Below are 20,411 nucleotides of genomic sequence, written 5' to 3'. Positions count from 1 at the left end.
AATGGCTGAAGCTACCCAATTAGACGCGCCAGCGTCCGCAGAAAAGATTGCCATTGATGGTTTCACCGAGGAAGGTGAAAACCTTTCCCCATTCAACGAGGGCACGGTCCAGCACGGCGCCAGGAAGCACAGCCACGGCGACGCCCCGGTCATCCCCGAAGCGTCCCGCGGTGAGCGACTCAAGTCCTACCGGCTGGCCGACTTCGCGCCGCTGAACGGCCGGGAGGAGGACTGGCGGTTCACGCCGCTCAACCGCCTTCGCGGTCTACACAACCAGCCGCTGACCGGTTCGGGGCCAACCGTCGTCGTCACCGGTGCCGGCAACGTCACCGTCGAGACGGTGGGCCGTGACGATGCGCGGATCGGTTCCGCCTCCATCCCCGACGACCGGGTGTCGGCTGCCGCCTGGGAAGCCTTCACCGAGGCGACAGTGGTCACTATTCCGGTTGAAACCATCGCCGACGGCGACATCCACATCGCGATCAATGGCGTGGATGAGAGCCCTGCCGCGCAGCACCTGATCATCACCGCCGAACGGTTCTCGAAGGCCGTTGTGGTCCTCGACCACCATGGCAAAACCACCCTCGCGCAGAACGTAGAGATTGTGGTCGGCGACGGCGCCGAACTGACGGTCGTTAGCGTGCAGGAGTGGGACGACGACGCTGTCCACACCTCAACGCAGCAGGCCAAGATCGGCCGCAACGCGAAGTTCAAGCACGTCGTCGTGAGCCTTGGCGGGGATCTGGTACGGATGACGCCGTCATCGCTGTTCACCGGACCGGGGTCCGAGGTGGAGATGTACGGCCTCTACTTCGCCGACGCCGGCCAGCACCTCGAGCAGCGGCTCCTGGTGGACCACGCGGTCCCCAACTGCAAGTCCCGCGTCACCTACAAGGGTGCGCTGCAGGGTCAGGATGCACACACCGTCTGGGTGGGGGACGTGCTGATCCGCAAGGAAGCCGAGGGTACCGACACCTACGAAACCAACCGGAACCTGCTGCTCACCGACGGCACCCGCTCCGACTCGGTGCCGAACCTCGAGATCGAGACCGGTCTGATCGAGGGCGCCGGCCACGCCAGCGCCACCGGACGGTTCGATGACGAGCACCTGTTCTACCTGATGGCCCGGGGCATCGACGAGAAAACTGCCCGCCGGCTGGTGGTCCGCGGTTTCCTCAACGAGGTCATCCAGCAGATCAAGGTGCCAGCGCTCGAGGAGCGGCTGACCGACGCCGTCGAGCGTGAACTCGCGGCAGGAAACATCTGATGGCAGACGCGCCGAAAGGCGAGCTGGTCTGCAATGTCAACGACATTGAGGTCCGTCAGGCTCTACGCATCCTGATCGATGACTACCCGGTAGCCGTGGTGAAGGATTCCGAAGGCGCCATCCATGCCCTGGGGGACACCTGCTCCCACGCCGATATCTCCCTCTCCGAGGGCGACGTCGAGGGGTGCGTCATCGAATGCTGGGGCCACGGATCACAGTTTGATCTGCGCAGCGGTGCCCCGCTGCAGTTGCCAGCCTACGAACCGGTCCCGGTATTTGCCCTGGAAATTCACGGCGACGAGGTTTACGTGGACATCACCACCGTCACCAACGGTGCAGCCGTCCCGAACCTCGGCTAGCGCCACCCAACGTTTCGATTATTCAGCTCGACCATAGACTGCACACCCTGCATCAGGCAGGGCGCGAAGGAGAACCACAGATGTCCACCCTTAAAATCACTGACCTCCACGTCAGCATTGAAACGGAGCAGGGGGTCAGGAAGCAGATCCTCAAAGGGGTCAGCCTGACCATCAACACCGGCGAGTCGCACGCCATCATGGGACCAAACGGTTCCGGCAAGTCGACCCTCGCCTCAACGATCGCCGGCCACCCCCGGTACCTCGTGGACAGCGGCTCCATCACCCTCGACGGCGAAGACGTCCTGGACATGAGCGTCGACGAGCGTGCTCGCGCTGGCCTTTTCCTGGCCATGCAGTACCCGGTTGAAATACCAGGTGTCACCATGACCAACTTCCTCCGCACCGCGAAGACGGCTCTCGATGGCAAGGCCCCTAGCCTGCGTCACTGGACCAAGGACGTTAAGGAAGCGATGTCGCAACTGCGCATCGACGCCGACTTCGCCCAGCGCAACGTCAACGAAGGCTTCTCCGGTGGCGAAAAGAAGCGGGTCGAGATTCTTCAGCTTGAGCTGTTCAAGCCCCGGTTCGCCATCCTCGACGAGACCGATTCGGGGCTCGACGTCGACGCGCTGAAGGTGGTCTCCGAGGGTGTGAACCGCGAGCACTCGAAGGGCGACATGGGTACTTTGTTGATTACGCACTACACGCGGATCCTGCGCTACATCAAGCCTGACTTCGTTCATGTGTTCGTTGACGGTGCGATCGCCGAGCAGGGCGGCCCGGAGCTGGCCGACCGCCTCGAGGAAGAGGGCTACGACCGCTTCCTCGTCCCCGCGTCGGCTTCAGTTGACGCTCCGGCCGGTGCCTAGGCTCGTCGGCCTTTGAGCCCGGTACGACTTCGAGAAGGTAGAGAACAATGAGTGAAGTGAATGCGGGACAGACCGCAATTGACGACGTCGAGGAAGCCCTCAAGGACGTGATTGACCCCGAGCTGGGGGTCAACATTGTGGACCTTGGACTGTTGTACGGCCTCAGGTACGCCGACGACGGAGCCCTGCTGATCGACATGACACTGACCACGGCGGCCTGCCCGTTGACCGACGTCATCGAGGAACAGGTCGGTCAGTCGCTGGACGGCGTCGTCGACGACTGGCGCCTGAACTGGGTGTGGATGCCGCCGTGGGGTCCGGAGAAGATCACCGAGGACGGTCGCGACCAGATGCGGGCCCTCGGGTTCAATATCTAGGCCGGTCCACTAGCTAGGACGCCGCACCAGAAAGCGGCACGCGCAGCAGAAAACGGCACGCGCAGCAGAAAACGGCACGCGCAGCAGGTATACCTGGGGCGGCTGCCGTTTTCTGCTGCGTTCGCCCTTTCCTGAGGCGTTAGCCGTTATCGGGACTCGACTCACCCAGCCCGCGGGCAGCCAAAGCCTCCCCGGTCTGGTGGGCGTAGGCGACGGCCCCGACGACGACGGGGATCACCAGGGCACGCGGGTTGCGTTCAAGCCCCCGGGCCCTCGCTGCGTCCCGGACGTCGGCCACCGAACCGACCAGGTAGGGCAGGCTCCTGACCATCAGGGCCAGGGTCAGCCCAAACCGTTCGGGGTCGGCCCCCACCCGTCGAAACGGAACGGCGAGGGACACGAGGCCGTCGAGCAGCCGCTGCCCTTCGGTGGTCAGGGTAAGCAGGCGCGCAGCCAGCAGACACACGGTGATGTTCCCGACGACCTGCAGCGCCGGCTGCATCCCGTTGACGATCAGCTGATACCCGCCGAGGATGACGAGCATGGGCCAGACCGGGGCCAGCGGCCGCCACAGGTGAATCGGCGGCAGCCGGGCGCCGAGCAGATAGCCAGCCACCACCACGAGCAGTGCCGCGCCAGTGAGCACTGGAGTGTTCACCAGCAGCACGCCGGTCGACAGCAGCAGGACGGCGAGGCCCTTCGTCCACAGCGGGAGCCGGTGGAGCGGGGAACTGCCGTCCACGTAGGTACCCAGCAGGCTCGCATGACCCCTCATGGACTGGTGTCCGGCAGCGGCGTCCCGAGGTGAAGGCTGCGGTACCTGTCGACCGCCTCAAGAGGGCCGCCGTCGAACACCAGCCGCCCCGCGTCAATCACCAGCACCCGGTCGCTGTCTCCGGCGAAGTCGAGGTCATGGGTGGTGAAGACTATTTGCTGGTCCAGCGAGCGGAACAAACTGCGGACCCGGTGCTCGTTGCGGAGGTCGAGGAGGGTGGTCGGCTCGTCGGCGACGAGAATGTCGGGGTCGACGGCGAGCACGGTGGCAAGCGCCATCAGCTGCCGTTCCCCGCCCGAGAGGTCATAGATGCTTTGGTCGGCCAGCGGGGCCAGCCCGAAACGGTCAAGGACAGCCAGGGCAGCGGTCCGCCGCTCGGCGCTGTTGCGGATCCTCGCGCGGAGGGACAGCTCAACATCCTCGCGGCCCGTGGGCATCACCAGTTGCGACAGGGGATCAGTGAAGACGAACCCGACGCGCTGCCTGACCGCCCGGCCGGCCTTGACCGTGTTGAGCCCACCGACGAGGACGCGTCCGGCGGTCGGTGTGATCAGACCGTTGATGAGCTTGAGGAGCGTCGATTTTCCCGACCCGTTGGCGCCGATCACGGCAATCCTGCGCTCCGAAAGCGTCAGGGTGAGCGGCTCTAGGATCTGGCGGGAGTTTCCTGGTCCGTCGACGCTGACGGCCGCGCCGTCGAAGGCGATCATCGTTGGGTTCGGTTTGCCGGACTCAGCGGGTGGATTCGGGGGCCGGAGCGGCTGGCCGCCGGCGTCCGCCGATCAACCGCGGGAACGCACGGTGCACGCTGAGCCCGATCGCTGCCGCCACCAGATTCTTGAGCGCGTCGCCGGGCAGGTAAATCGCGTCCGCCAGGACCGCCGTCGCGAAATCAAGCTTGCCATTGATCATCAGACCGGCGATCCCGAGGGGGTGGATCACCAGGAGACTGGCGACCATGCAGGCCGCGAACAGGGCCGCGTACCGGAACCGCCGCACCCGGGTCAGGACCAGGCGGGCCAGGAACCCGGCGACGACTGCAGCAAGCGGGAAGGCAATCAGGTATCCGGCGGACGGGCCAGCGAGAACCCCGACACCGCCGCTAAACCCGCTGAAGATCGGCAACCCAGCCAACCCGACCAGCACATACAGTGCGACGGCGGCCCCGCCGCGGGTGGGACCGAGCACAATACCGGTCACCATCACCGCGAGTGTCTGGAGGGTCACAGGCACCCCGAGCGGCCCGGCGGGGATAGCAGGTAGGATTGCTAGAGCGGCCACCATGGCCGCGAAGACCGCGATCAGCGAAAGATCCGTGGCATTCCAGCGGTGCCTGGCGTGGGTGGCATCATCCGCAGCGGCCGCCGCAGGAACCTGATTCTTCAGACGCATGGTGGCTCTTCCTGTTAGTTATCGACAACAGTGTGCCGTCACTTATTGAGGTTAGTGCCCCCGGTTTCTATTTCGCTTGTAGGTTTCCTACAAATTTAGGCAGCCAGCAACCATCCGATGTTGCGGACCCGTTCCATTGAAAGGCCACGTAATTGATTACCGTCTCGAACTTAGAGCTGCGCGCGGGAGCGCGTCTGCTTATGGATGCGGTGTCATTCCGTGTTGACCGCGGGGACAAGATTGGGCTGGTGGGCCGTAACGGCGCCGGCAAGACCACGCTGACCCGCGTCCTGGCGGGGGAGGGGCTGCCTGCCGGCGGAGCCGTCACCCGCAAGGGAGAGATCGGGTATCTGCCCCAGGACCCGCGGACGCCCAACATGGAACAGCTTGCCCGGGACCGCATCCTGTCCGCACGCAACCTCGACGTCGTCGTTACCAAGCTTCGCGCCGCCCAGGAAGACATGGCCAGCGAGAACAACTCGGTGCGGGACAAAGCCATGGCACGCTATGACCGGATCGAAGCCGAGTTCCTCGCCCACGGCGGATACGCGGCCGAAGCGGAGGCAGCTGCGATCTCCTCGAACCTCGCGCTTCCGGACCGCATCCTGAACCAACCTCTGTCTACCCTGTCCGGTGGCCAGCGGCGGCGCGTCGAGCTGGCGCGTATCCTGTACTCAGGCGCGGAGACGATGCTCCTCGATGAGCCCACTAACCACCTCGACGCCGACTCCATCACCTGGCTGCGCGAGTTCCTGAAAAACCACCAGGGCGGTCTGATCGTGATCAGCCACGATGTGGACCTGCTCGAGGCGACGGTGAACAAGGTGTTCCACCTGGACGCCAACCGCGCCACCATCGACATCTACAACATTGGCTGGAAGCGTTACCTGCAGCAGCGGGAGACTGACGAACGCGCCAGGAAGCGGGAGCGCGCCAACACTGAGAAGAAGGCCCAGGTCCTGATGGATCAGGCCAACAAGATGCGTGCCAAAGCCACCAAGGCGGTCGCCGCCCAGAACATGGCGAAGCGTGCTGAACGGCTGCTTGGCGGTCTTGAGGCGGTCCGTGCACAGGACCGCGTCGCCGCCCTGCGGTTCCCCGAACCGTCACCGTGTGGAAAGACTCCGATGACCGCCGAAGGGCTCAGCAAGTCCTACGGGTCACTGGAAATCTTCACCGACGTTGACCTTGCCATCGACCGCGGATCGAAGGTAGTGATCCTTGGACTGAACGGTGCGGGGAAGACCACCCTGTTGCGGATGCTCGCCGGCGTCGACAAGCCCGATACGGGCGAGGTCATCCCCGGGCATGGCCTGAAGGTGGGCTACTACGCGCAGGAGCACGAAACCCTCGACACTGAGCGGACCGTGTTGGAGAACATGCGCTCTTCCGCACCGGATATGAAGGACGCCGAAGTGCGCGGCGTCCTCGGTTCCTTCCTGTTCACGGGGGACGACGTCGACAAGCGCGCCGGGGTCCTCTCCGGTGGCGAGAAGACCCGACTGGCCCTTGCAACGATCGTCGCGTCCTCAGCCAATGTGCTGCTGCTCGACGAACCGACCAACAACCTCGACCCTGCCAGCCGGGCCGAGATCCTCGGGGCGCTGCGCAACTACAGCGGCGCCGTCGTCCTCGTGAGCCACGATGAGGGGGCCGTTGAGGCGCTCAACCCTGAACGGGTGGTGCTCCTGCCGGACGGCGTCGAGGACCTGTGGAGCGACGATTACCTTGATTTGGTGACGATGGCCTAGAAGCCGCGCGCGTCGAGGTAGGCGTCTTCCTCTTCCTCGGCGGTGGGGCGCCGCTGCCTGCGGCCTGGCGCCGTTAAAACAATTCCGTTGGCTTCTGCAGCTTCTTCTTCGTCGGCGCGCTGCTGCTGCCGGGCCGCGTAGCCGAAGCCGACGAACAGCAGCGCGCCGAAGGCGAACCATTGCATCGAGTAGGACAGGTGCGGTCCGGCGTCCAGCGACGGCCGGGGGAAGATCCGCGGCGAGGTGGCGGGGGCAGGGCTTTCGGCTGACATCAGGCCATAGGCACCGGTCTGCACCTCATAGTCGACAACTTCTGTGTACCGGGCGAGATTGATGGAGGCGATCTGCCCCTCCGGCGCCCCGCGGTCCAGCTGTGGCTCGCCGGGTTTGATCCGTGCGGTCACCGTGACTTCGCCGTTCGGCGGCTGGGGGAACGCGTCAGGGCGCCCGGCCTCGTCATTACCAATGGGCAGCCACCCCCGGTTGATGATCACCGCCGACCCGTCCGCCAGTCGGAACGGCACCAGCACCTCATAGCCGGGTCGCCCGCTGAAAGGCCGGTTACGCACCACCAACTGGTTGGCCGTGTCATACGTACCGGTCAGCGTGATGGGCAACCATTCCTCGGCGGGGTCAAACGCCCTGAAATCTGCTATGCCAGGCTCGTACGGTACTGCTGGCTGATCGTAGTTGGCTTCGATTCGTTCGATCGTGTCTGCCAGCTGGTCGCGGCGGTCCAGCTGCCACAGTCCCAGCGCGCCGCACGCCAGAGCCAGGAGGACGACCAGTGCCAGCCAGCCCACCCAGCGGGGCGAAACGAGAAAACGGTACATCTAGGCGGTATTCCCTGCTGCGTCATCCTGGAGGGGAAGGGTTTCCTTCCACAGTCCTCGGGTCTGGAGATAGTCTTCCAACCAGTCGCGGTGCTCCCCGCAGGCCACCCACACCTTCCGCCGGTCGGGTGCGTGGATCTTGGGGTTGTTCCAGAGCAGCTGCCAGCTGGCGGGTAACCTGCAGGCTTTGCGGGAGCAGACCGCGTCAGCCGGCCGGCCGGCCGGCTCCGGTGAGGCAGGGTTGAGCTGCTGCAACTGGTCGAGAAGGTTCATGCGGTGGGGAGGCCCCTGTCGTGGTGAATGTCGTCGTCGTCGATAATTTCCCCCTGCAGCACATCGTCAGCGGCCGCAGGCGATTCCGCCGGTTTCGGTGACTCCAGTGCGGTGAGTGGAACATTGTCGATCAGGGATTGGCTATGCGGCAGATCGCTGGTGTCGGACCCGCCATTGGCTAGGATGACCGCGAAGTAGGGGAGCAGCACAGCTCCAGCGATCATGACCCATTGCAGCCAGCCCTCCACGAAAAACACCAGAATGATGCACACGAGCCTGATGCCCATCGAAATTGAATACTTGATCATCCGCCCGCGAATCTCATCGCTGTGCGGATTTCGTGCATCGGTAATGCTGTGTACGTCTGCGTTGTGCCGGATCTGCTTGCTCATCACACTCCAAGGGACCTCTCCATTGTCTCACCCAGTGCCTTGGTTGTTAAAAGCCTGAGAGGCTCCGAAGGTTCCCTGCCGCATTCTTGCAGTTGAGCGGGTGCCAGCTAGGATCGGCAGGGATAGTTGAAGCAATGATTCTGGAGGAATCCGTGACAGAGGCCCAGCAGGGACGCAGTGTTTTGGTAACCGGAGGCAACCGCGGCATTGGCCTTGCCATTGCGCGGGCGTTCGTTGAGAACGGCGATCGGGTGGCCATTACCTACCGCAGCGGCGAGGTCCCTGAGGGTCTTCTGGGGGTGAAGGCCGACGTGACGAGCGACGAGCAGGTCGACGCCGCATTCACCGCCGTCGAGGAAACACATGGGCCCGTCGAGGTGCTGGTAGCCAACGCTGGCATGACCCGCGACACGCTGCTGCTCAGAATGAGCGAATCGGACTTCACCGACGTCATCGACACCAACCTGACCGGTGCGTTCCGCGTGATCAAGCGGGCATCGAAGGGGATGATCCGGCTCCGCAAGGGCCGCGTCGTCCTGATTTCCTCGGTGACCGGGCTGTACGGGGCGCCCGGCCAGATCAACTACTCGGCGTCCAAGGCGGGCCTGATCGGTATCGCCAGATCGCTCACCCGCGAGCTCGGCTCCCGGGGGATCACTGCCAACGTGGTGGCTCCGGGCTTCATCAACACGGACATGACTGCCGAACTGCCCGAGGACATGCGCAAGAACTATCTCGCCACGATCCCCGCCCGACGCTTCGCTGAGCCCACCGAGGTGGCCAACGTGGTGCGGTGGATTGCCAGCGACGACGCCGCCTACATCTCCGGGGCGATTATCCCCGTTGATGGCGGTCTCGGCATGGGTCACTAGCCACACGACCGAATTATTACTAGCTTTCATCACGAAGAGTTCACCGACTAATGAGGAGTACCCCATGGCTGCGCTGGATGGCACAACCGCAATCGTCACCGGATCATCACGCGGAATCGGGGCTGACGTCGCGAAACTTCTCGCCGACCAGGGTGCCGCCGTCGTCGTCAATTACCGCCAGAAGGCTCCCCGTGCCGCGAAGGTGGTGGCGGGAATTGAGGCTGCAGGAGGGAAGGCAGTCGCCGTCGGCGCCGACCTGACCACCGCCGAGGGATCGGCAGCGCTAATCAAGGCCGCAGCGGACTCCTTCGGTGGGTTGGGGCTGCTGGTCCTGAACGCTTCGGGTGGCATGGAGTCGGGTGTCGAAGAGGATTACGCGCTGAAGTTGAACCGCGATGCGCAGGTCAACATGCTCAAGGCGGCGATGGAGGTGATGCCTGCGGGTTCCCGCGTGGTGTTCATCACGAGCCACCAGGCACACTTCATCAACACCGTTCCCACCATGGAGGCCTACGAGGCGGTGGCCCGCAGCAAGCGCGCGGGCGAGGACGCCCTCCGTGAACTCCTTCCGGAGCTCGAAGCCAAGGGCATCACACTCGTGGTGGTGTCGGGGGACATGATCGAGGGAACCGTGACCGCGACGCTGCTGGACCGGGCCACCCCCGGCGCCATCGAAGCGCGTCGGCAGCAGGCGGGACGCCTGTATTCGGTCGCCGAGTTCGCCGCCGAGATCGCGAAGATGGCCACCGCCGACGTCCCGAGCGGCCACACCGAGTATGTCGGCGGCTACGAGTACTTCACGAAGTAGCCCGCCCCGCCACTAGCCCACCAACCCCACCAGCGGGGGGATTCGTGGGCTAGTGGCGGACGAAATGCTTGACCACGTCCAGGAAGGGCAGGTCGACCGCGACGTCGGCGGCCTCCCGCACCGCCGGCTTGGCGTTGAACGCCACCCCGAGCCCAGCGGCACCGAGCATGTCGAGGTCGTTCGCGCCGTCGCCGACGGCGATGGTCCGCCCCATTGGCACTCCCGCCTCCGCAGCCCAGCGGCGGAGCGAGCGTTCCTTCGCCGCACGGTCCACGACCGGACCGACCACCTCCCCGGTCAGGTGCCCGTTGCTCACTCCCAGCAGGTTCGCCTCGGCATAGGTCAGGCCCAGCTGCGCGGCGAGTGGGTCCAACAGTTGGGCGAACCCGCCCGAAACCGCCGCGACCGCATGGCCAGCAGCCAAAAATGCACTGACTAGGTCTTCGGCTCCGTCGCTGAGCTCAATTGCTGCCCCCACCTCCGCGAGGACGCCGACCGGCAGGCCTTCGAGCACTGCGACCCGGGATTTGAGACTCTGGGCGAAATCGATTTCCCCGCGCATCGCGGCGCCGGTGACAGCCGCCACCTCAGCCTCCTTGCCAGCGTGGGCTGCCAGCAGTTCGATGACCTCCTGGCGGATCAGCGTGGAATCCACATCCATGATCAGCAACTTCCGTCCCTCGCCCACCAGCTCGGGAGGAACGACGGCGCAGCCCAGGCCCCGCGTCAGGTGGGGCTGCACTGCGCTCCGCAAGTCGGCAGCGCTGCCGTCGAAGGAGACGAACACCGTGGAGGTCTGGAACCGGGAGGTCCCTGAATTTTCCAGTTCGATGATCCGGGCGCCGGTGTGCTGGACGGCACCCTGCACAGCAACCAGGAAGTCATCCGGGAGTTGCACACCGTAACTGACGACACCGAATTCCCTGGGCATATTCCTCCGCTTTCATCGTTCGTCCCCATCCGCAGCGCGGTCAGCGCCTCCTAGCCATTATTGCCGGGCACCGGTCGGGCCCCGAAATTGCTTCCCCCGGGCAGCGCCGAACGCGCATGCCGCCCACCCGCCCCGTCCGCGCGCCGGACCGCCGCCGTTTCGCGTTTGGCACGCTGATTGGCCTAATGTCTAGTGCTATGAGTGATGTTCTTGAGTTAGCTGGGGTGAGCCTCGTCCGGGGCGGCAAAACGCTATTGGACAGTGTGGACTGGCAGGTCAAGGACGGCGAACGCTGGGTGATCATGGGCCCCAACGGCGCCGGTAAAACCACTCTGCTGCAGGTCGCCGGAGCCCGCATCCACCCCACCCGGGGAGTAGCTGGCATCCTCGACGAAGTGCTCGGCGCTGTTGATGTGTTCGAGTTGCGGCCCCGCATCGGGCTCGCCTCAGCCGCCCTCGCTTCCCAGATTCCCGAGCACGAGACTGTGCTCAACGTGGTCATCACCGCTTCCTACGGCGTGACCGGCCGGTGGCGTGAACAGTACGAGAAGCAGGACGCCCGGCGGGCACTGTCCCTGCTTGACGCCTGGGGCATGTCGACCTTCATGAACCGGCCGTTCTCCTCCCTGAGTGAGGGAGAACGCAAGCGGGTCCAAATCGCCCGCGCCCTGATGACGGATCCCGAGTTGCTGCTCCTCGACGAGCCCGGCGCCGGGCTCGACCTGGCAGGTCGGGAAGACCTGATCACCCGACTCGCTGCCCTGGCCCAGGACGAGGAAGCCCCGGTCATGATCCTGGTCACCCACCACCTCGAAGAGGTGCCGCCCGGATTCACCCACGCCATGTTGTTGCGCGACGGTGGGGTGGTCGCCTCCGGGCCGATCGACACGGTGTTCACCGAGGAATATCTCAGCGCGGCTTTTGATGTCCCCCTCGACGTTCGCCAGCAGGACGGCCGCTACACGGCGGTCGCCCGGTCCCGCGCGTAGCGGCCGGTAGACCTAATCATGGATCTGCTGCAAGACGCCCTGATCTTTGTTGCTGGCCTGTGGGCCGGTGCCATCAACTCGATAGTCGGTTCGGGCACCCTTGTCACTTTTCCGGTCCTCCTGGCGCTGGGGTTCGCCCCGATCACGGCGACGATCAGCAACGCGATGGGTCTGATCGCCGGCGGTATCTCGGGAACCTGGGGGTACCGTCGAGAACTCGCCGGTCTCCGTTCAACCATTCTCCGGCTGCTTCCGGCATCGATTCTGGGTGGCATCACTGGTGCAGCCCTGCTCCTTAACCTGCCCGAGCAGGTCTTCGAATTCGCGGCACCAATCCTGATCGTCATTGCCCTGGGGTTTGTGATCTTCCAGCCGGCGCTACAACGCAGGGTCCTGCTTCGGGCTGAGCGGAAAGAGTCCAGCCGGGCACACCCGGTGGGGCTCACCATCCTCGTATACCTGGCGGGAGTGTACGGCGGCTACTTTGTGGCGGCGCAAGGCATCCTGCTGGTAGGCATCCTCGGCATCTTCCTGCACGGCACCATCCAAAACGCCACCGCGGTAAAGAACCTGCTGGTGCTCGCGGTGAACGTGGTGGCGGGCATTTCCTACATGCTCTTCGCCTTCGACCGGATCAACTGGTGGGTGGTCCTGATCATCGCCGTCAGTTCGCTCATCGGTGGTTTCCTGGGTGCCATCATCGGGCGCCGGCTCCGGCCGGTGGTGCTGCGGTCCGTCATCGTGACGCTGGGTCTGGTCGCCCTCTACATTATGGTTGCGCGACTGGTCACCGGATGAGCCGCCACCGCCTGACCGATCCCACCGATCCCCGGGTGTCGGACTACACCTCCCTCACCGACACCCAGCTGCGCCAGCGAAAGGAGCCCGCCGAGGGGCTCTACATCGCCGAGAGCACCAAAGTGCTCCGCCGGGCGGTCGACGCAGGCCACACGCCACGATCCTTTTTCTTAACCGACAAGTGGCTACCGGACCTGCAGGACCTCCTGGACCGATTCCCCGACGTCCCGGCTTTCATCGGCACCGAGCAGATCCTCGAACAGATCACCGGGTTCCATCTGCACCGTGGGGCACTGGCCGCAATGGATCGCCCACAGCCCCTGACTCTCGACGATGTGCTCGCCGGTGCCCACCGAATCGCCGTCCTCGAGGACATCGTCGACCACACCAACCTGGGCGCGATCTTCCGCTCGGCTGCAGCGCTGGGAGTCGACGCCGTGATGGTCAGCCCCCGCTGCGCCGACCCGCTCTACCGGCGGGCTATCCGCGTCAGCATGGGAGCCGTCTTCCAGGTGCCCTGGGTCAGAATGACTGAATGGCCCGCCCAGCTGGGCGACCTGCAACAAGCCGGGTTTCTGGTTGCTGGCCTGGCCCTGGGGGAGCAGACCATCGATCTTGACGAACTCAGCGCCGCACGCCACGACCGGCTTGCCCTGGTCCTCGGAACAGAGGGCGACGGTCTCAGCCGGGCGACCCTCGACCTCGCCGACCTTAGCGTGCAGATCCCCATGCGGGCCGGCGTCGATTCGCTCAATGTGGCGGCCGCCAGCGCCGTCGCCTTCTGGGAATGTCGGCCGCGGTAGGCGAGCTGGCCACGCCGGCGGCCCTTTGGCCCCGACGGCACCTGGTGCGGTAGAGTAAATAGCTGGTCCTTGGACCAACCAACTTTTCCAACCCCCTTGTGCCTGGCCAAATCCAGGCAACTAACGAAGGTAACACTGTGAAGTCTGACATCCACCCCAAGTACTCAACGGTTGTCTTCCGCGACCTCGCGTCCGAGAAGTCTTTCCTGACCCGGTCCACCGTGACCTCCAAAAAGACCATTGAATGGGAAGACGGCAACACCTACCCACTGGTCGAGGTCGAAATCTCCTCCGAGTCGCACCCTTTCTACACCGGCAAGCAGCGGATCATGGACTCCGCGGGCCGCGTGGAGCGCTTCAACGCCCGCTTCAAGGGCTTCGGCAAGAAGTAACTGCCGACAGCAGACCAGTCTGCCGGATGGGTCCGGACCGCTTCGGTGGTCCGGACCCATTTCTTGTTTAGCACAGTGTCCAGCGGGCCAGGGAGCGCCCCCATGACCAGCCAGCCACCCGGTGGACCCCCGCATGGTGCCTTCAGGGGACCTGCCGGGCTGATTGTTTCTGCGCCCGCAAGGACCGCAGCAGGTGATCGCGTTCCTCGACCACAATCCGGCGCAGGGCCGACGGCGAGGAACGGTTGGCTGCGAGCCAGTCATCGACGGCCAGCACCACCCGGTGCTCCTGCGCCGGTACGCCCGGCGTCAGATCCTGCGACCCGGGGAACAGGCCACGCACAATCCGGCTGGCCATTTCAATGCCCATCGCGTCCCACACCCGTCGAATCTCAGCGAAGTACGGCTCCACAAAGGGGTCCCGCAGGTCGCCGGGGCCTTCAGCGAAACCAGCGATCGTCGCTGACAGCAGCTCGTTGGACAACCGGGTGCCGAACACGGCCTCCCGCCACGCTTTCTCCTTGATGACCGGGTCCGGCACCGAGGCGGACGCCCTGGTGAATCCCGCCTTGCCGGCGGCGGTGCGGTCGCGCCCCAGTTCCTCCGCGAGTTCGCCGCCCGAGGCCTGGCCCTGCGCGGCCAGGGCCTGCCAGAAGAGCCACCGCAGCTCGGCATCCACAGCGAGCCCTGGGACAGTCGTCTCGTGGCCGTCAAGCAGCCCGCGGAACAGTCCAGCGTAGGTGTCGCTGTGCAGGCCCAGGGCGGCTGCCGCCCGCGCCCAAACCAACTGCAGATCGGAGGCAGGTTCGGCCGCGCGGAGCCCGTCCACCACGAAACCGAACAGCTGCTCCCGTAGCCCAGAACGCTCGCCCACCGCTGCGTAGTGTTCGACGGCGTAGTGCGCGTTCCGCAGCATCACCTGCAGGGCCCCGACCCCGGTTTCCCGAGGCGCCGCGAGTCGCATCGCTCCCACATAGTCCGCGGCGGACAGGGCCGCGTCACGGGTGGTTGACCACAGCGCGGCCTGGCAGACGGCGCGCGCCAACGGCTCTTCGAGGTGCCCTACGCTGGTCAGCAGGGTGGTCAGGGACCGGTCGTCGAAGCTGATCTTCGCGTAGGTCAGGTCGTCGTCGTTGATCAAGAGCAGATCAGGCTGGGTGGTGCCAACCAACTCCGGGACGGCTGTTACCTCACCGTCCACCCGTACCTCGACCATCCCGGTCCGCATCAGCCCGCCACCGCTGAGGCTGTACAGGCCCAGGCACAGCTGGTGCGGGCGGAGCGCTGACTCGCCCGTGACTGGATCGATAGCGTCCTGGCGGATGAGCACCGAGCGATAGGCACCGTCGTCGTCGACCTCCACCTCGGCGCTCAACAGCGGGACGCCCGAGGTCTGGAGCCATTGCCTGGCCCAGCCGGTCATGTCCTGGCCGGTCGCGTCGGTGAGCGCCGACAGGAAATCGGACAACCTGGTGTTGCCGAAGGCATGGGTTTTGAAGTAGGTGCGGGCCGCGGCGAAGAACGCCTCGCTGCCGGCGTAGGCTACGAGCTGCTTGAGGACCGAGGCTCCCTTGGCGTAGGTGATGCCATCGAAGTTCTGTTTGGCGGCCTCAAGGTCGACGATGTCAGCGGTGATGGGGTGGGTGGAGGGCAGCTGGTCCTGCAGATAGGCCCAGGCCTTCCGGCGGTTGGCGAAACTCACCCAGGAGGTGGCCGAGCCGGTGGCGTCGGCGACGGCCAGCGCACCCATGTAGTCGGCGAAGGACTCCTTCAGCCACAGGTCGTCCCACCAGAACATGGTGACCAGATCGCCGAACCACATGTGGGCCATCTCGTGGAGGATGGTGTTGGCGCGGGCTTCGTATTGGTCGTGGGTGGCCTTGGACCGGAAAATGTAGGCTTCGGTGAAGGTCACCAACCCGGGGTTTTCCATGGCACCGAGATTGTATTCAGGAACGAAGGCCTGCTCATATTTACCGAACGGGTACGGGTAGTCGAACCGTGAATGAAAGTAGTCGAGGCCGCGTTTGGTGACGTCGAAGATGGTGTCCGTGTCGAACGAGCCGGCGAGGGATGCCCTGCAATAGAGCCCGAGCGGAACCTCAAGAGTTGAACCGTCAGACATGATCCCGGTCCAGTGGCCGGTGGCAGCGAAGTACGGGCCCGCGAGGATTGTGGTGATGTAGGTGGAGATCCGCTCGGTCGGTGCGAAGTGCCACACCGCGGTGCTGTCCCCGGCGTTGTCCCGCGCGGTCTCGGCACCGTTGGAGGCGACGGTCCAATCGGCTGGCGCGCTCACCGAGAAGGTGAAGGCCGCCTTGAGGTCAGGCTGCTCAAAGTTCGCGAACACCCGGCGGGCGTCAGCGGGTTCGTACTGTGTGTAGAGGTAGGTCTCGCCATCAGCGGGATCAGTAAACCGGTGCAGGCCCTCGCCACTGCGGCTGTAGAGCGCGGTACCCGTGACTGTCACCGTGTTGTCCCCGGCCAGCCCCGGGAGGGTAATCCTTGCGCCGTCGACGACGACGTTGGGGTCCAGGACACTGCCGTTGAGGGTGACCGAGTGGACCGATCCGGCGACGAAGTCCATGAAGGTCCCGCTACCCGGTTCGGCGCAGGTGAACCTGACCGTTGATCGGGACAGGAATCCGGCGACGTCAGGATCGGCCGCACCCCTGAGGTCCAGATAAACCTCGTAGCTGTCGACGCTGAGGAGGGTGGACCGGCGGGCTGCTTCATCGCGGCCAAGATTTTCGTTCATCACCCGGTCATTCAATCACGGCTCATCGACGATGCCTCTGCCGGGAAAGGGGCTCAGTCAGAGAACAGTGCTCCCCAGGATGGGGACTTGGCGAGTGACCCACTGCACAGTATGTAATGGGAGAAATTCGTGAGAATGTTGAGCCCATGTCCGACCTTTTCGAAGATTATGCAGCAGCTGCCAGCCGAACCCCAGCGTTCGACGAAATGTTTACCCCCGGCCAACTGGCCCGCGGCGAATACAGCCAGGTCGCCGCCGCCCTGAGTGAACTGAACCTTGCCGATGTCACTGCCCGGGCCGATTCCATGGCCCGGACGTTCCTCGACCGCGGTGTCACGTTCGACTACGCGGGGGAGGAGCGACCGTTCCCTTTGGACATTGTGCCGCGCGTCATTTCCGGCACCGACTGGCAGGTCCTTGAGCAGGGGGTCACCCAGCGGGTCCGTGCTCTCGAAGCCTTCCTCAACGATGTCTACGACAAGATGTCCGTGGTGGCCGACGGCGTCATTCCCCGCCGCCTCATCACCTCCAGCGCCCACTTCCATCGGCAGGTGTCGGGCTTCGACCCTGCCGGCGGGGTGCGGGTCCACATCTCAGGCATCGACGTCGTCCGTGACCAGGAGGGCACCTTCCGGGTCCTCGAAGACAACGTCCGCGTCCCCAGCGGGGTGAGCTACGTGCTGGAAAACCGGCGGGCCATGGCCAAGGGGCTGCCGGAGGCTTTTGGGCAGCAACATATCCGGCCGGTCGAGGAGTATCCGCGGCGGCTCCTTGCAGCGCTCCGCAAGACCGCGCCGTCGTCGGCTGAAGACCCGACCGTTGTGGTCCTGACCCCCGGGGTGTTCAACTCCGCCTACTTCGAACACACCCTACTCGCGGGGCTGATGGGCGTTGAGTTGGTGGAGGGCCGCGACCTGATTTGCCGCGGGAACCGCGTTTACATGCGCACCACCGCCGGAGAACAGCGCGTCGACGTCATTTACAAGCGGATCGACGACGAATTCCTTGACCCCCTGCACTTCCGCGCCGATTCAATGCTCGGCTGTCCCGGGCTGGTCAACGCGGCCCGTGCGGGTACTGTCACCATCGCCAACGCTCTGGGCAATGGGGTGGCCGATGACAAACTGGTCTATACCTATGTCCCCGACCTGATCCGGTATTACCTTTCCGAAGAACCCATTATTGCCAACGTTGACACCTACCGGCTGGAGGATCCGGCGGCCCGGGAGGAGGTGCTGGACCGGCTGGATGAACTGGTGGTGAAGCCGGTGGACGGCTCCGGCGGCAAGGGCCTGGTCATCGGCCCGGACGCGTCGAAGGTCGAGCTCGACGCGCTGCGCGACCGGATCATCGCTGATCCCCGTGGCTGGATTGCCCAGCCGGTCCTGCAGCTGTCAACGGTGCCAACCATGTCCGGCGGGCAGTTCAGCCCTCGCCACGTTGACCTACGTCCCTTCGCAGTGAATGACGGCGACGACGTCTGGGTACTCCCCGGTGGTCTGACCCGGGTGGCCATGAAGGAAGGGTCGCTGATTGTGAACTCAAGCCAGGGCGGCGGATCCAAAGACACCTGGGTGGTCGACGAACAGAACCAGGCACCGGTGCGTCCGGCTATCGACATCGTCCGGCGGCCGGCCCAGGAACGCGTCTGGCCGATCGAGTCCGGGTGGCAGGACAGGCAACCCGAGCAGCAACAGCAACAATTGGGGTCTGCTGACCTCCTGAACCTCGGAGAGGACACAGCCAATGCTTAGCCGAATCGCCGAGTCCTTGTTCTGGATTGGCCGCTACGTTGAGCGGGCAGACGGGACCGCCCGTATTCTCGACGTCCACCTTGAGCGTCTGAACCAGATGCCGAAGAGTGAACAGCGCGACGTGTCCCGTCAACTGCTCGGGGTGATGGGCAGGCGGGCGGATGGCGAGGAGCTCGAGCTGTCCGACCTGTTGCAGTCGCTGGCCTATGACAGGACCAGCACCACTTCGATCGCCGGCGCCCTGGGCGCTGCACGGGAGAACGCACGACGGGCGCGGGAGACTGTGTCCGGCAGCGTGTGGGAGAGTCTCAATACAACGTGGTACGGCCTCACCCAGCACCGGAAGGATGTGGTGGGCACCTACCGGTTCTGTCATTGGGTGGTCGAACGCACCGCAATGATTCGTGGGCTGTCGGACACCACAATGAGCCACGACGAAAGCTGGCAATTCCTGGTGCTGGGGCGCAGCCTTGAACGGGCCGATATGACCGCTCGCATGCTCTCCACCCACGATGTCCACGCGGCAGGCATGTCCTGGGTCAACATGCTGCGCTGCGCCGGCGCCTACGAGTCATTCCTGCGTACCCGCAAGGCGTCCTTCGGCGACCAGCAGGCGGCAGAATTCCTGCTGCTGGACCGGCTGTTTCCGCGCTCGATTGTGTATGCGCTGAGCGACGCAGAAAAGTGTCTGACCAACCTTAACCCTGCCTACCGGAGGGTCGGGTTCATCAACGATGCGAGCCGCATTGTGGGGCAGGCCAGGACGTTCCTCGAGTTCCACCAGACCGACGATCTGATGTCCGAGTTGCCCGAGCATATGGAACGCGTCCAGAAGGCCTGTGCGCAAGCTTCCGATGCGATCTCACGCACCTACTTTTCCCAGGCCGACGAACTGGCCTGGGTGGGAGAACTCTCATGACCCGCATGCTCATAACCCACCGCACTGGCTACAACTACGCGCGCAAGGTGACCCTGTCCTACAACGAAGCGCGTATGACTCCGCTGACCGATCCCCAGCAGGTGGTACTCGAATCGACGCTGAAGGTGTCGCCGTCGAGCGCTGCCGTCTCGACGTACCGCGACTACTGGGGGACCCGGGTTACGGCTTTCGACATGCAAAGCGCCCACGAGGCACTAGAGGTCACTGCGGTCACCACCGTTGAGGTGAGCCGGATGGAACGCGTTCCGGCAGAGGGCGATGTAGTGACCTGGGATCAGCTTGGGTCCGATGACATCATCAACGAGTACGGGGACTGGCTCCCGCAGACCGGCCTGACCGAGCCCGACCCGGAGGTCAGCGCCAAGGCGATGCAGGTGGCCGCTGATCGCAACCCGCATCAGGCGGTGCACGCGATTTTCGAGTGGATTAGAGAAGAAATGTCCTATGTGCAGGGGGTCACCGGGGTGCAAACCAATGCACGGGACGCCTGGGATGAGCGCAAAGGGGTCTGCCAGGACCTTGCGCATCTCGCTATCGGCGCGTTTCGAAGTATCGGCATCCCCGCCCGCTACATCTCGGGGTACCTGCATCCACGCCGTAGCGCTGGTATTGGGGAGGCTGTCGCTGGGCAGTCGCACGCCTGGGTGGAGTGGTGGGACGGCGAATGGCGCGGCTGGGACCCCACCAACAGCGGCCCGGTCAGCGACTTTCATGTTTCGGTGGCCCGCGGTCGCGATTACAGGGACGTTTCACCGTTGAAAGGAATACTCTCCGGGGGCGGCGGGTCGACGCTGAACGTCAAAGTGGAGATCACCCGCGTCGCCTAAGGTTCTCCGGCTGACGGTTCCGCAGCGGGTGTAGCCTCGTCCCCGGCAGTGCTTGGACCTACCTGCGCCTGGGTCACGACGTTCCAGCACATGAAACGAACTGTTCGCTCTAGGCGTAATTTGGCCCCGTTGCGGCAGGTCTTTCGGGCCTAAAAATGTCGGTGGCGGGTGATGTCATGGAGGTATGAAGGAGCAGGAAAAGGCAGGTGGAGGCCGTAGCATCGCTGAGGTTTTTTCGGCCGGTCTTGGTG

General features: G+C 64.6%; 22 protein-coding genes. 14 read left to right on the top strand and 8 right to left on the bottom strand.

Translation table 11 applies throughout. The annotated features are described in order from the left end of the window. The first annotated feature begins 1 nt into the window (after window position 1). The 4 genes from sufD to ACX80A_RS10620 all read left to right on the top strand — a co-directional run bounded on the left by sufD (window position 2) and on the right by ACX80A_RS10620 (window position 2,872). Window positions 2-1,267, top strand: a complete 1,266-nt coding sequence (gene sufD, locus ACX80A_RS10635) for a Fe-S cluster assembly protein SufD (RefSeq protein WP_459259675.1) — start codon at window positions 2-4, stop codon at window positions 1,265-1,267. Continuing rightward, window positions 1,267-1,626: a non-heme iron oxygenase ferredoxin subunit gene (locus ACX80A_RS10630; RefSeq protein ID WP_459259674.1), complete on the top strand. Its 360-nt coding sequence runs from the start codon at window positions 1,267-1,269 to the stop codon at window positions 1,624-1,626. Before sufD ends, ACX80A_RS10630 begins: the two co-directional genes overlap by 1 nt. An 80-nt stretch (window positions 1,627-1,706) precedes the next feature. Next, on the top strand, window positions 1,707-2,495 hold the full coding sequence (sufC, locus tag ACX80A_RS10625; protein WP_459259673.1) for a Fe-S cluster assembly ATPase SufC: 789 nt from the start codon (window positions 1,707-1,709) through the stop codon (window positions 2,493-2,495). Window positions 2,496-2,542: 47 nt separating this feature from the next. Continuing rightward, entirely contained in the window at window positions 2,543-2,872 is a 330-nt protein-coding gene (locus ACX80A_RS10620; RefSeq protein ID WP_459259672.1) for a metal-sulfur cluster assembly factor, read from the top strand. Window positions 2,873-3,011: 139 nt separating this feature from the next. Here ACX80A_RS10620 and ACX80A_RS10615 read toward each other — a convergent pair whose 3' ends face one another. Genes ACX80A_RS10615 through ACX80A_RS10605 form a run of 3 tightly spaced genes read right to left on the bottom strand, consistent with a single transcriptional unit; the run spans window position 3,012 to window position 5,039 of the window. Continuing rightward, entirely contained in the window at window positions 3,012-3,647 is a 636-nt protein-coding gene (locus tag ACX80A_RS10615) for an energy-coupling factor transporter transmembrane component T family protein (protein WP_459259671.1), read from the bottom strand. Further along, entirely contained in the window at window positions 3,644-4,357 is a 714-nt protein-coding gene (locus ACX80A_RS10610) for an energy-coupling factor ABC transporter ATP-binding protein (RefSeq protein ID WP_459259670.1), read from the bottom strand. Before ACX80A_RS10610 ends, ACX80A_RS10615 begins: the two co-directional genes overlap by 4 nt. Before the next feature lie 22 nt (window positions 4,358-4,379). Next, complete coding sequence (locus tag ACX80A_RS10605) at window positions 4,380-5,039, bottom strand: biotin transporter BioY (protein WP_459259669.1); 660 nt, start codon at window positions 5,037-5,039, stop codon at window positions 4,380-4,382. A 152-nt stretch (window positions 5,040-5,191) separates the two neighbouring features. Here ACX80A_RS10605 and ACX80A_RS10600 point away from each other — a divergent pair, with 152 nt between their 5' ends. Continuing rightward, a complete protein-coding gene (locus tag ACX80A_RS10600) occupies window positions 5,192-6,790 on the top strand; it encodes an ABC-F family ATP-binding cassette domain-containing protein (protein ID WP_459259668.1) in 1,599 nt (532 codons plus the stop codon). Here ACX80A_RS10600 and ACX80A_RS10595 read toward each other — a convergent pair. Genes ACX80A_RS10595 through ACX80A_RS10585 form a run of 3 tightly spaced genes read right to left on the bottom strand, consistent with a single transcriptional unit; the run spans window position 6,787 to window position 8,288 of the window. Then, entirely contained in the window at window positions 6,787-7,623 is an 837-nt protein-coding gene (locus tag ACX80A_RS10595) for an SURF1 family cytochrome oxidase biogenesis protein (protein ID WP_459259667.1), read from the bottom strand. The two genes, ACX80A_RS10600 and ACX80A_RS10595, sit on opposite strands and share 4 nt — an antisense overlap. Then, on the bottom strand, window positions 7,624-7,896 hold the full coding sequence (locus ACX80A_RS10590) for a hypothetical protein (RefSeq protein WP_459259666.1): 273 nt from the start codon (window positions 7,894-7,896) through the stop codon (window positions 7,624-7,626). Further along, a complete protein-coding gene (locus tag ACX80A_RS10585; protein ID WP_459259665.1) occupies window positions 7,893-8,288 on the bottom strand; it encodes a DUF3099 domain-containing protein in 396 nt (131 codons plus the stop codon). Before ACX80A_RS10585 ends, ACX80A_RS10590 begins: the two co-directional genes overlap by 4 nt. A gap of 152 nt (window positions 8,289-8,440) precedes the next feature. Between ACX80A_RS10585 and fabG the strand changes: the two genes are divergently transcribed. Both fabG and ACX80A_RS10575 read left to right on the top strand, forming a co-directional pair. Beyond that, window positions 8,441-9,160: a 3-oxoacyl-ACP reductase FabG gene (gene fabG, locus ACX80A_RS10580; RefSeq protein ID WP_459259664.1), complete on the top strand. Its 720-nt coding sequence runs from the start codon at window positions 8,441-8,443 to the stop codon at window positions 9,158-9,160. Between the two features lie 64 nt (window positions 9,161-9,224). Further along, window positions 9,225-9,968: an SDR family oxidoreductase gene (locus ACX80A_RS10575; RefSeq protein ID WP_459259663.1), complete on the top strand. Its 744-nt coding sequence runs from the start codon at window positions 9,225-9,227 to the stop codon at window positions 9,966-9,968. A gap of 49 nt (window positions 9,969-10,017) precedes the next feature. Here the strand turns inward: ACX80A_RS10575 and serB are convergent, their stop codons facing one another. Continuing rightward, entirely contained in the window at window positions 10,018-10,899 is an 882-nt protein-coding gene (gene serB, locus ACX80A_RS10570; RefSeq protein ID WP_459259662.1) for a phosphoserine phosphatase SerB, read from the bottom strand. Between the two features lie 197 nt (window positions 10,900-11,096). Between serB and ACX80A_RS10565 the strand changes: the two genes are divergently transcribed. The 4 genes from ACX80A_RS10565 (at window position 11,097) to ACX80A_RS10550 (ending at window position 13,881) form a co-directional block, all read left to right on the top strand. Further along, window positions 11,097-11,888 carry an ABC transporter ATP-binding protein gene (locus ACX80A_RS10565; RefSeq protein WP_459259661.1) on the top strand — a complete coding sequence of 264 codons (792 nt, stop codon included), beginning with the start codon at window positions 11,097-11,099 and terminating at the stop codon, window positions 11,886-11,888. Between the two features lie 18 nt (window positions 11,889-11,906). Then, window positions 11,907-12,686, top strand: coding sequence for a sulfite exporter TauE/SafE family protein (locus tag ACX80A_RS10560; protein ID WP_459259660.1), 780 nt, complete (start codon window positions 11,907-11,909; stop codon window positions 12,684-12,686). After that, the gene (locus tag ACX80A_RS10555; protein WP_459259659.1) at window positions 12,683-13,489 is read left to right on the top strand and encodes a TrmH family RNA methyltransferase; all 807 of its coding nucleotides are present in this window, start codon (window positions 12,683-12,685) and stop codon (window positions 13,487-13,489) included. Before ACX80A_RS10560 ends, ACX80A_RS10555 begins: the two co-directional genes overlap by 4 nt. Before the next feature lie 137 nt (window positions 13,490-13,626). Then, complete coding sequence (locus tag ACX80A_RS10550) at window positions 13,627-13,881, top strand: type B 50S ribosomal protein L31 (RefSeq protein ID WP_171585149.1); 255 nt, start codon at window positions 13,627-13,629, stop codon at window positions 13,879-13,881. 142 nt (window positions 13,882-14,023) lie between these two features. On the opposite strand, the gene pepN is transcribed toward ACX80A_RS10550, so the two are convergent. Next, window positions 14,024-16,639 (bottom strand): aminopeptidase N, encoded by a 2,616-nt coding sequence (gene pepN / locus ACX80A_RS10545; RefSeq protein WP_459259658.1) that lies wholly within the window; start codon window positions 16,637-16,639, stop codon window positions 14,024-14,026. Window positions 16,640-16,785: 146 nt separating this feature from the next. On the opposite strand from pepN, the gene ACX80A_RS10540 reads away from it, so the two are divergent. From ACX80A_RS10540 to ACX80A_RS10530, 3 genes are read left to right on the top strand one after another with little or no spacing between them, the layout of a single operon-like run. Continuing rightward, complete coding sequence (locus ACX80A_RS10540) at window positions 16,786-18,393, top strand: circularly permuted type 2 ATP-grasp protein (RefSeq protein WP_459259657.1); 1,608 nt, start codon at window positions 16,786-16,788, stop codon at window positions 18,391-18,393. Then, the gene (locus ACX80A_RS10535; protein ID WP_459259656.1) at window positions 18,386-19,312 is read left to right on the top strand and encodes an alpha-E domain-containing protein; all 927 of its coding nucleotides are present in this window, start codon (window positions 18,386-18,388) and stop codon (window positions 19,310-19,312) included. The genes ACX80A_RS10540 and ACX80A_RS10535 overlap by 8 nt, the downstream gene beginning before the upstream one ends. After that, window positions 19,309-20,160, top strand: coding sequence for a transglutaminase family protein (locus ACX80A_RS10530; protein ID WP_459259655.1), 852 nt, complete (start codon window positions 19,309-19,311; stop codon window positions 20,158-20,160). Before ACX80A_RS10535 ends, ACX80A_RS10530 begins: the two co-directional genes overlap by 4 nt. Window positions 20,161-20,411 lie beyond the last annotated feature (251 nt).

This window comes from Arthrobacter sp. TMN-50 (assembly GCF_054511125.1).
The sequence above is the reverse complement of the archived record's forward strand: the minus strand, read 5'-3'. Positions and strand labels throughout refer to the sequence as shown.

What these genes read in the sequence shown, in the direction of transcription:
- ACX80A_RS10555 (WP_459259659.1), top strand. Translation starts at nt 12,683, where the DNA reads ATGAGCCGCCACCGCCTGACCGATCCCACCGATCCCCGGGTGTCGGAC.
- ACX80A_RS10590 (WP_459259666.1), bottom strand. Translation starts at nt 7,896, where the DNA reads ATGAACCTTCTCGACCAGTTGCAGCAGCTCAACCCTGCCTCACCGGAG.
- ACX80A_RS10530 (WP_459259655.1), top strand. Translation starts at nt 19,309, where the DNA reads ATGACCCGCATGCTCATAACCCACCGCACTGGCTACAACTACGCGCGC.
- ACX80A_RS10540 (WP_459259657.1), top strand. Translation starts at nt 16,786, where the DNA reads ATGTCCGACCTTTTCGAAGATTATGCAGCAGCTGCCAGCCGAACCCCA.
- ACX80A_RS10610 (WP_459259670.1), bottom strand. Translation starts at nt 4,357, where the DNA reads ATGATCGCCTTCGACGGCGCGGCCGTCAGCGTCGACGGACCAGGAAAC.
- ACX80A_RS10615 (WP_459259671.1), bottom strand. Translation starts at nt 3,647, where the DNA reads ATGAGGGGTCATGCGAGCCTGCTGGGTACCTACGTGGACGGCAGTTCC.
- ACX80A_RS10630 (WP_459259674.1), top strand. Translation starts at nt 1,267, where the DNA reads ATGGCAGACGCGCCGAAAGGCGAGCTGGTCTGCAATGTCAACGACATT.
- ACX80A_RS10585 (WP_459259665.1), bottom strand. Translation starts at nt 8,288, where the DNA reads ATGAGCAAGCAGATCCGGCACAACGCAGACGTACACAGCATTACCGAT.
- ACX80A_RS10565 (WP_459259661.1), top strand. Translation starts at nt 11,097, where the DNA reads ATGAGTGATGTTCTTGAGTTAGCTGGGGTGAGCCTCGTCCGGGGCGGC.
- serB (WP_459259662.1), bottom strand. Translation starts at nt 10,899, where the DNA reads ATGCCCAGGGAATTCGGTGTCGTCAGTTACGGTGTGCAACTCCCGGAT.
- ACX80A_RS10595 (WP_459259667.1), bottom strand. Translation starts at nt 7,623, where the DNA reads ATGTACCGTTTTCTCGTTTCGCCCCGCTGGGTGGGCTGGCTGGCACTG.
- ACX80A_RS10620 (WP_459259672.1), top strand. Translation starts at nt 2,543, where the DNA reads ATGAGTGAAGTGAATGCGGGACAGACCGCAATTGACGACGTCGAGGAA.
- pepN (WP_459259658.1), bottom strand. Translation starts at nt 16,639, where the DNA reads ATGAACGAAAATCTTGGCCGCGATGAAGCAGCCCGCCGGTCCACCCTC.
- ACX80A_RS10575 (WP_459259663.1), top strand. Translation starts at nt 9,225, where the DNA reads ATGGCTGCGCTGGATGGCACAACCGCAATCGTCACCGGATCATCACGC.
- sufC (WP_459259673.1), top strand. Translation starts at nt 1,707, where the DNA reads ATGTCCACCCTTAAAATCACTGACCTCCACGTCAGCATTGAAACGGAG.
- ACX80A_RS10560 (WP_459259660.1), top strand. Translation starts at nt 11,907, where the DNA reads ATGGATCTGCTGCAAGACGCCCTGATCTTTGTTGCTGGCCTGTGGGCC.
- ACX80A_RS10535 (WP_459259656.1), top strand. Translation starts at nt 18,386, where the DNA reads ATGCTTAGCCGAATCGCCGAGTCCTTGTTCTGGATTGGCCGCTACGTT.
- sufD (WP_459259675.1), top strand. Translation starts at nt 2, where the DNA reads ATGGCTGAAGCTACCCAATTAGACGCGCCAGCGTCCGCAGAAAAGATT.
- ACX80A_RS10605 (WP_459259669.1), bottom strand. Translation starts at nt 5,039, where the DNA reads ATGCGTCTGAAGAATCAGGTTCCTGCGGCGGCCGCTGCGGATGATGCC.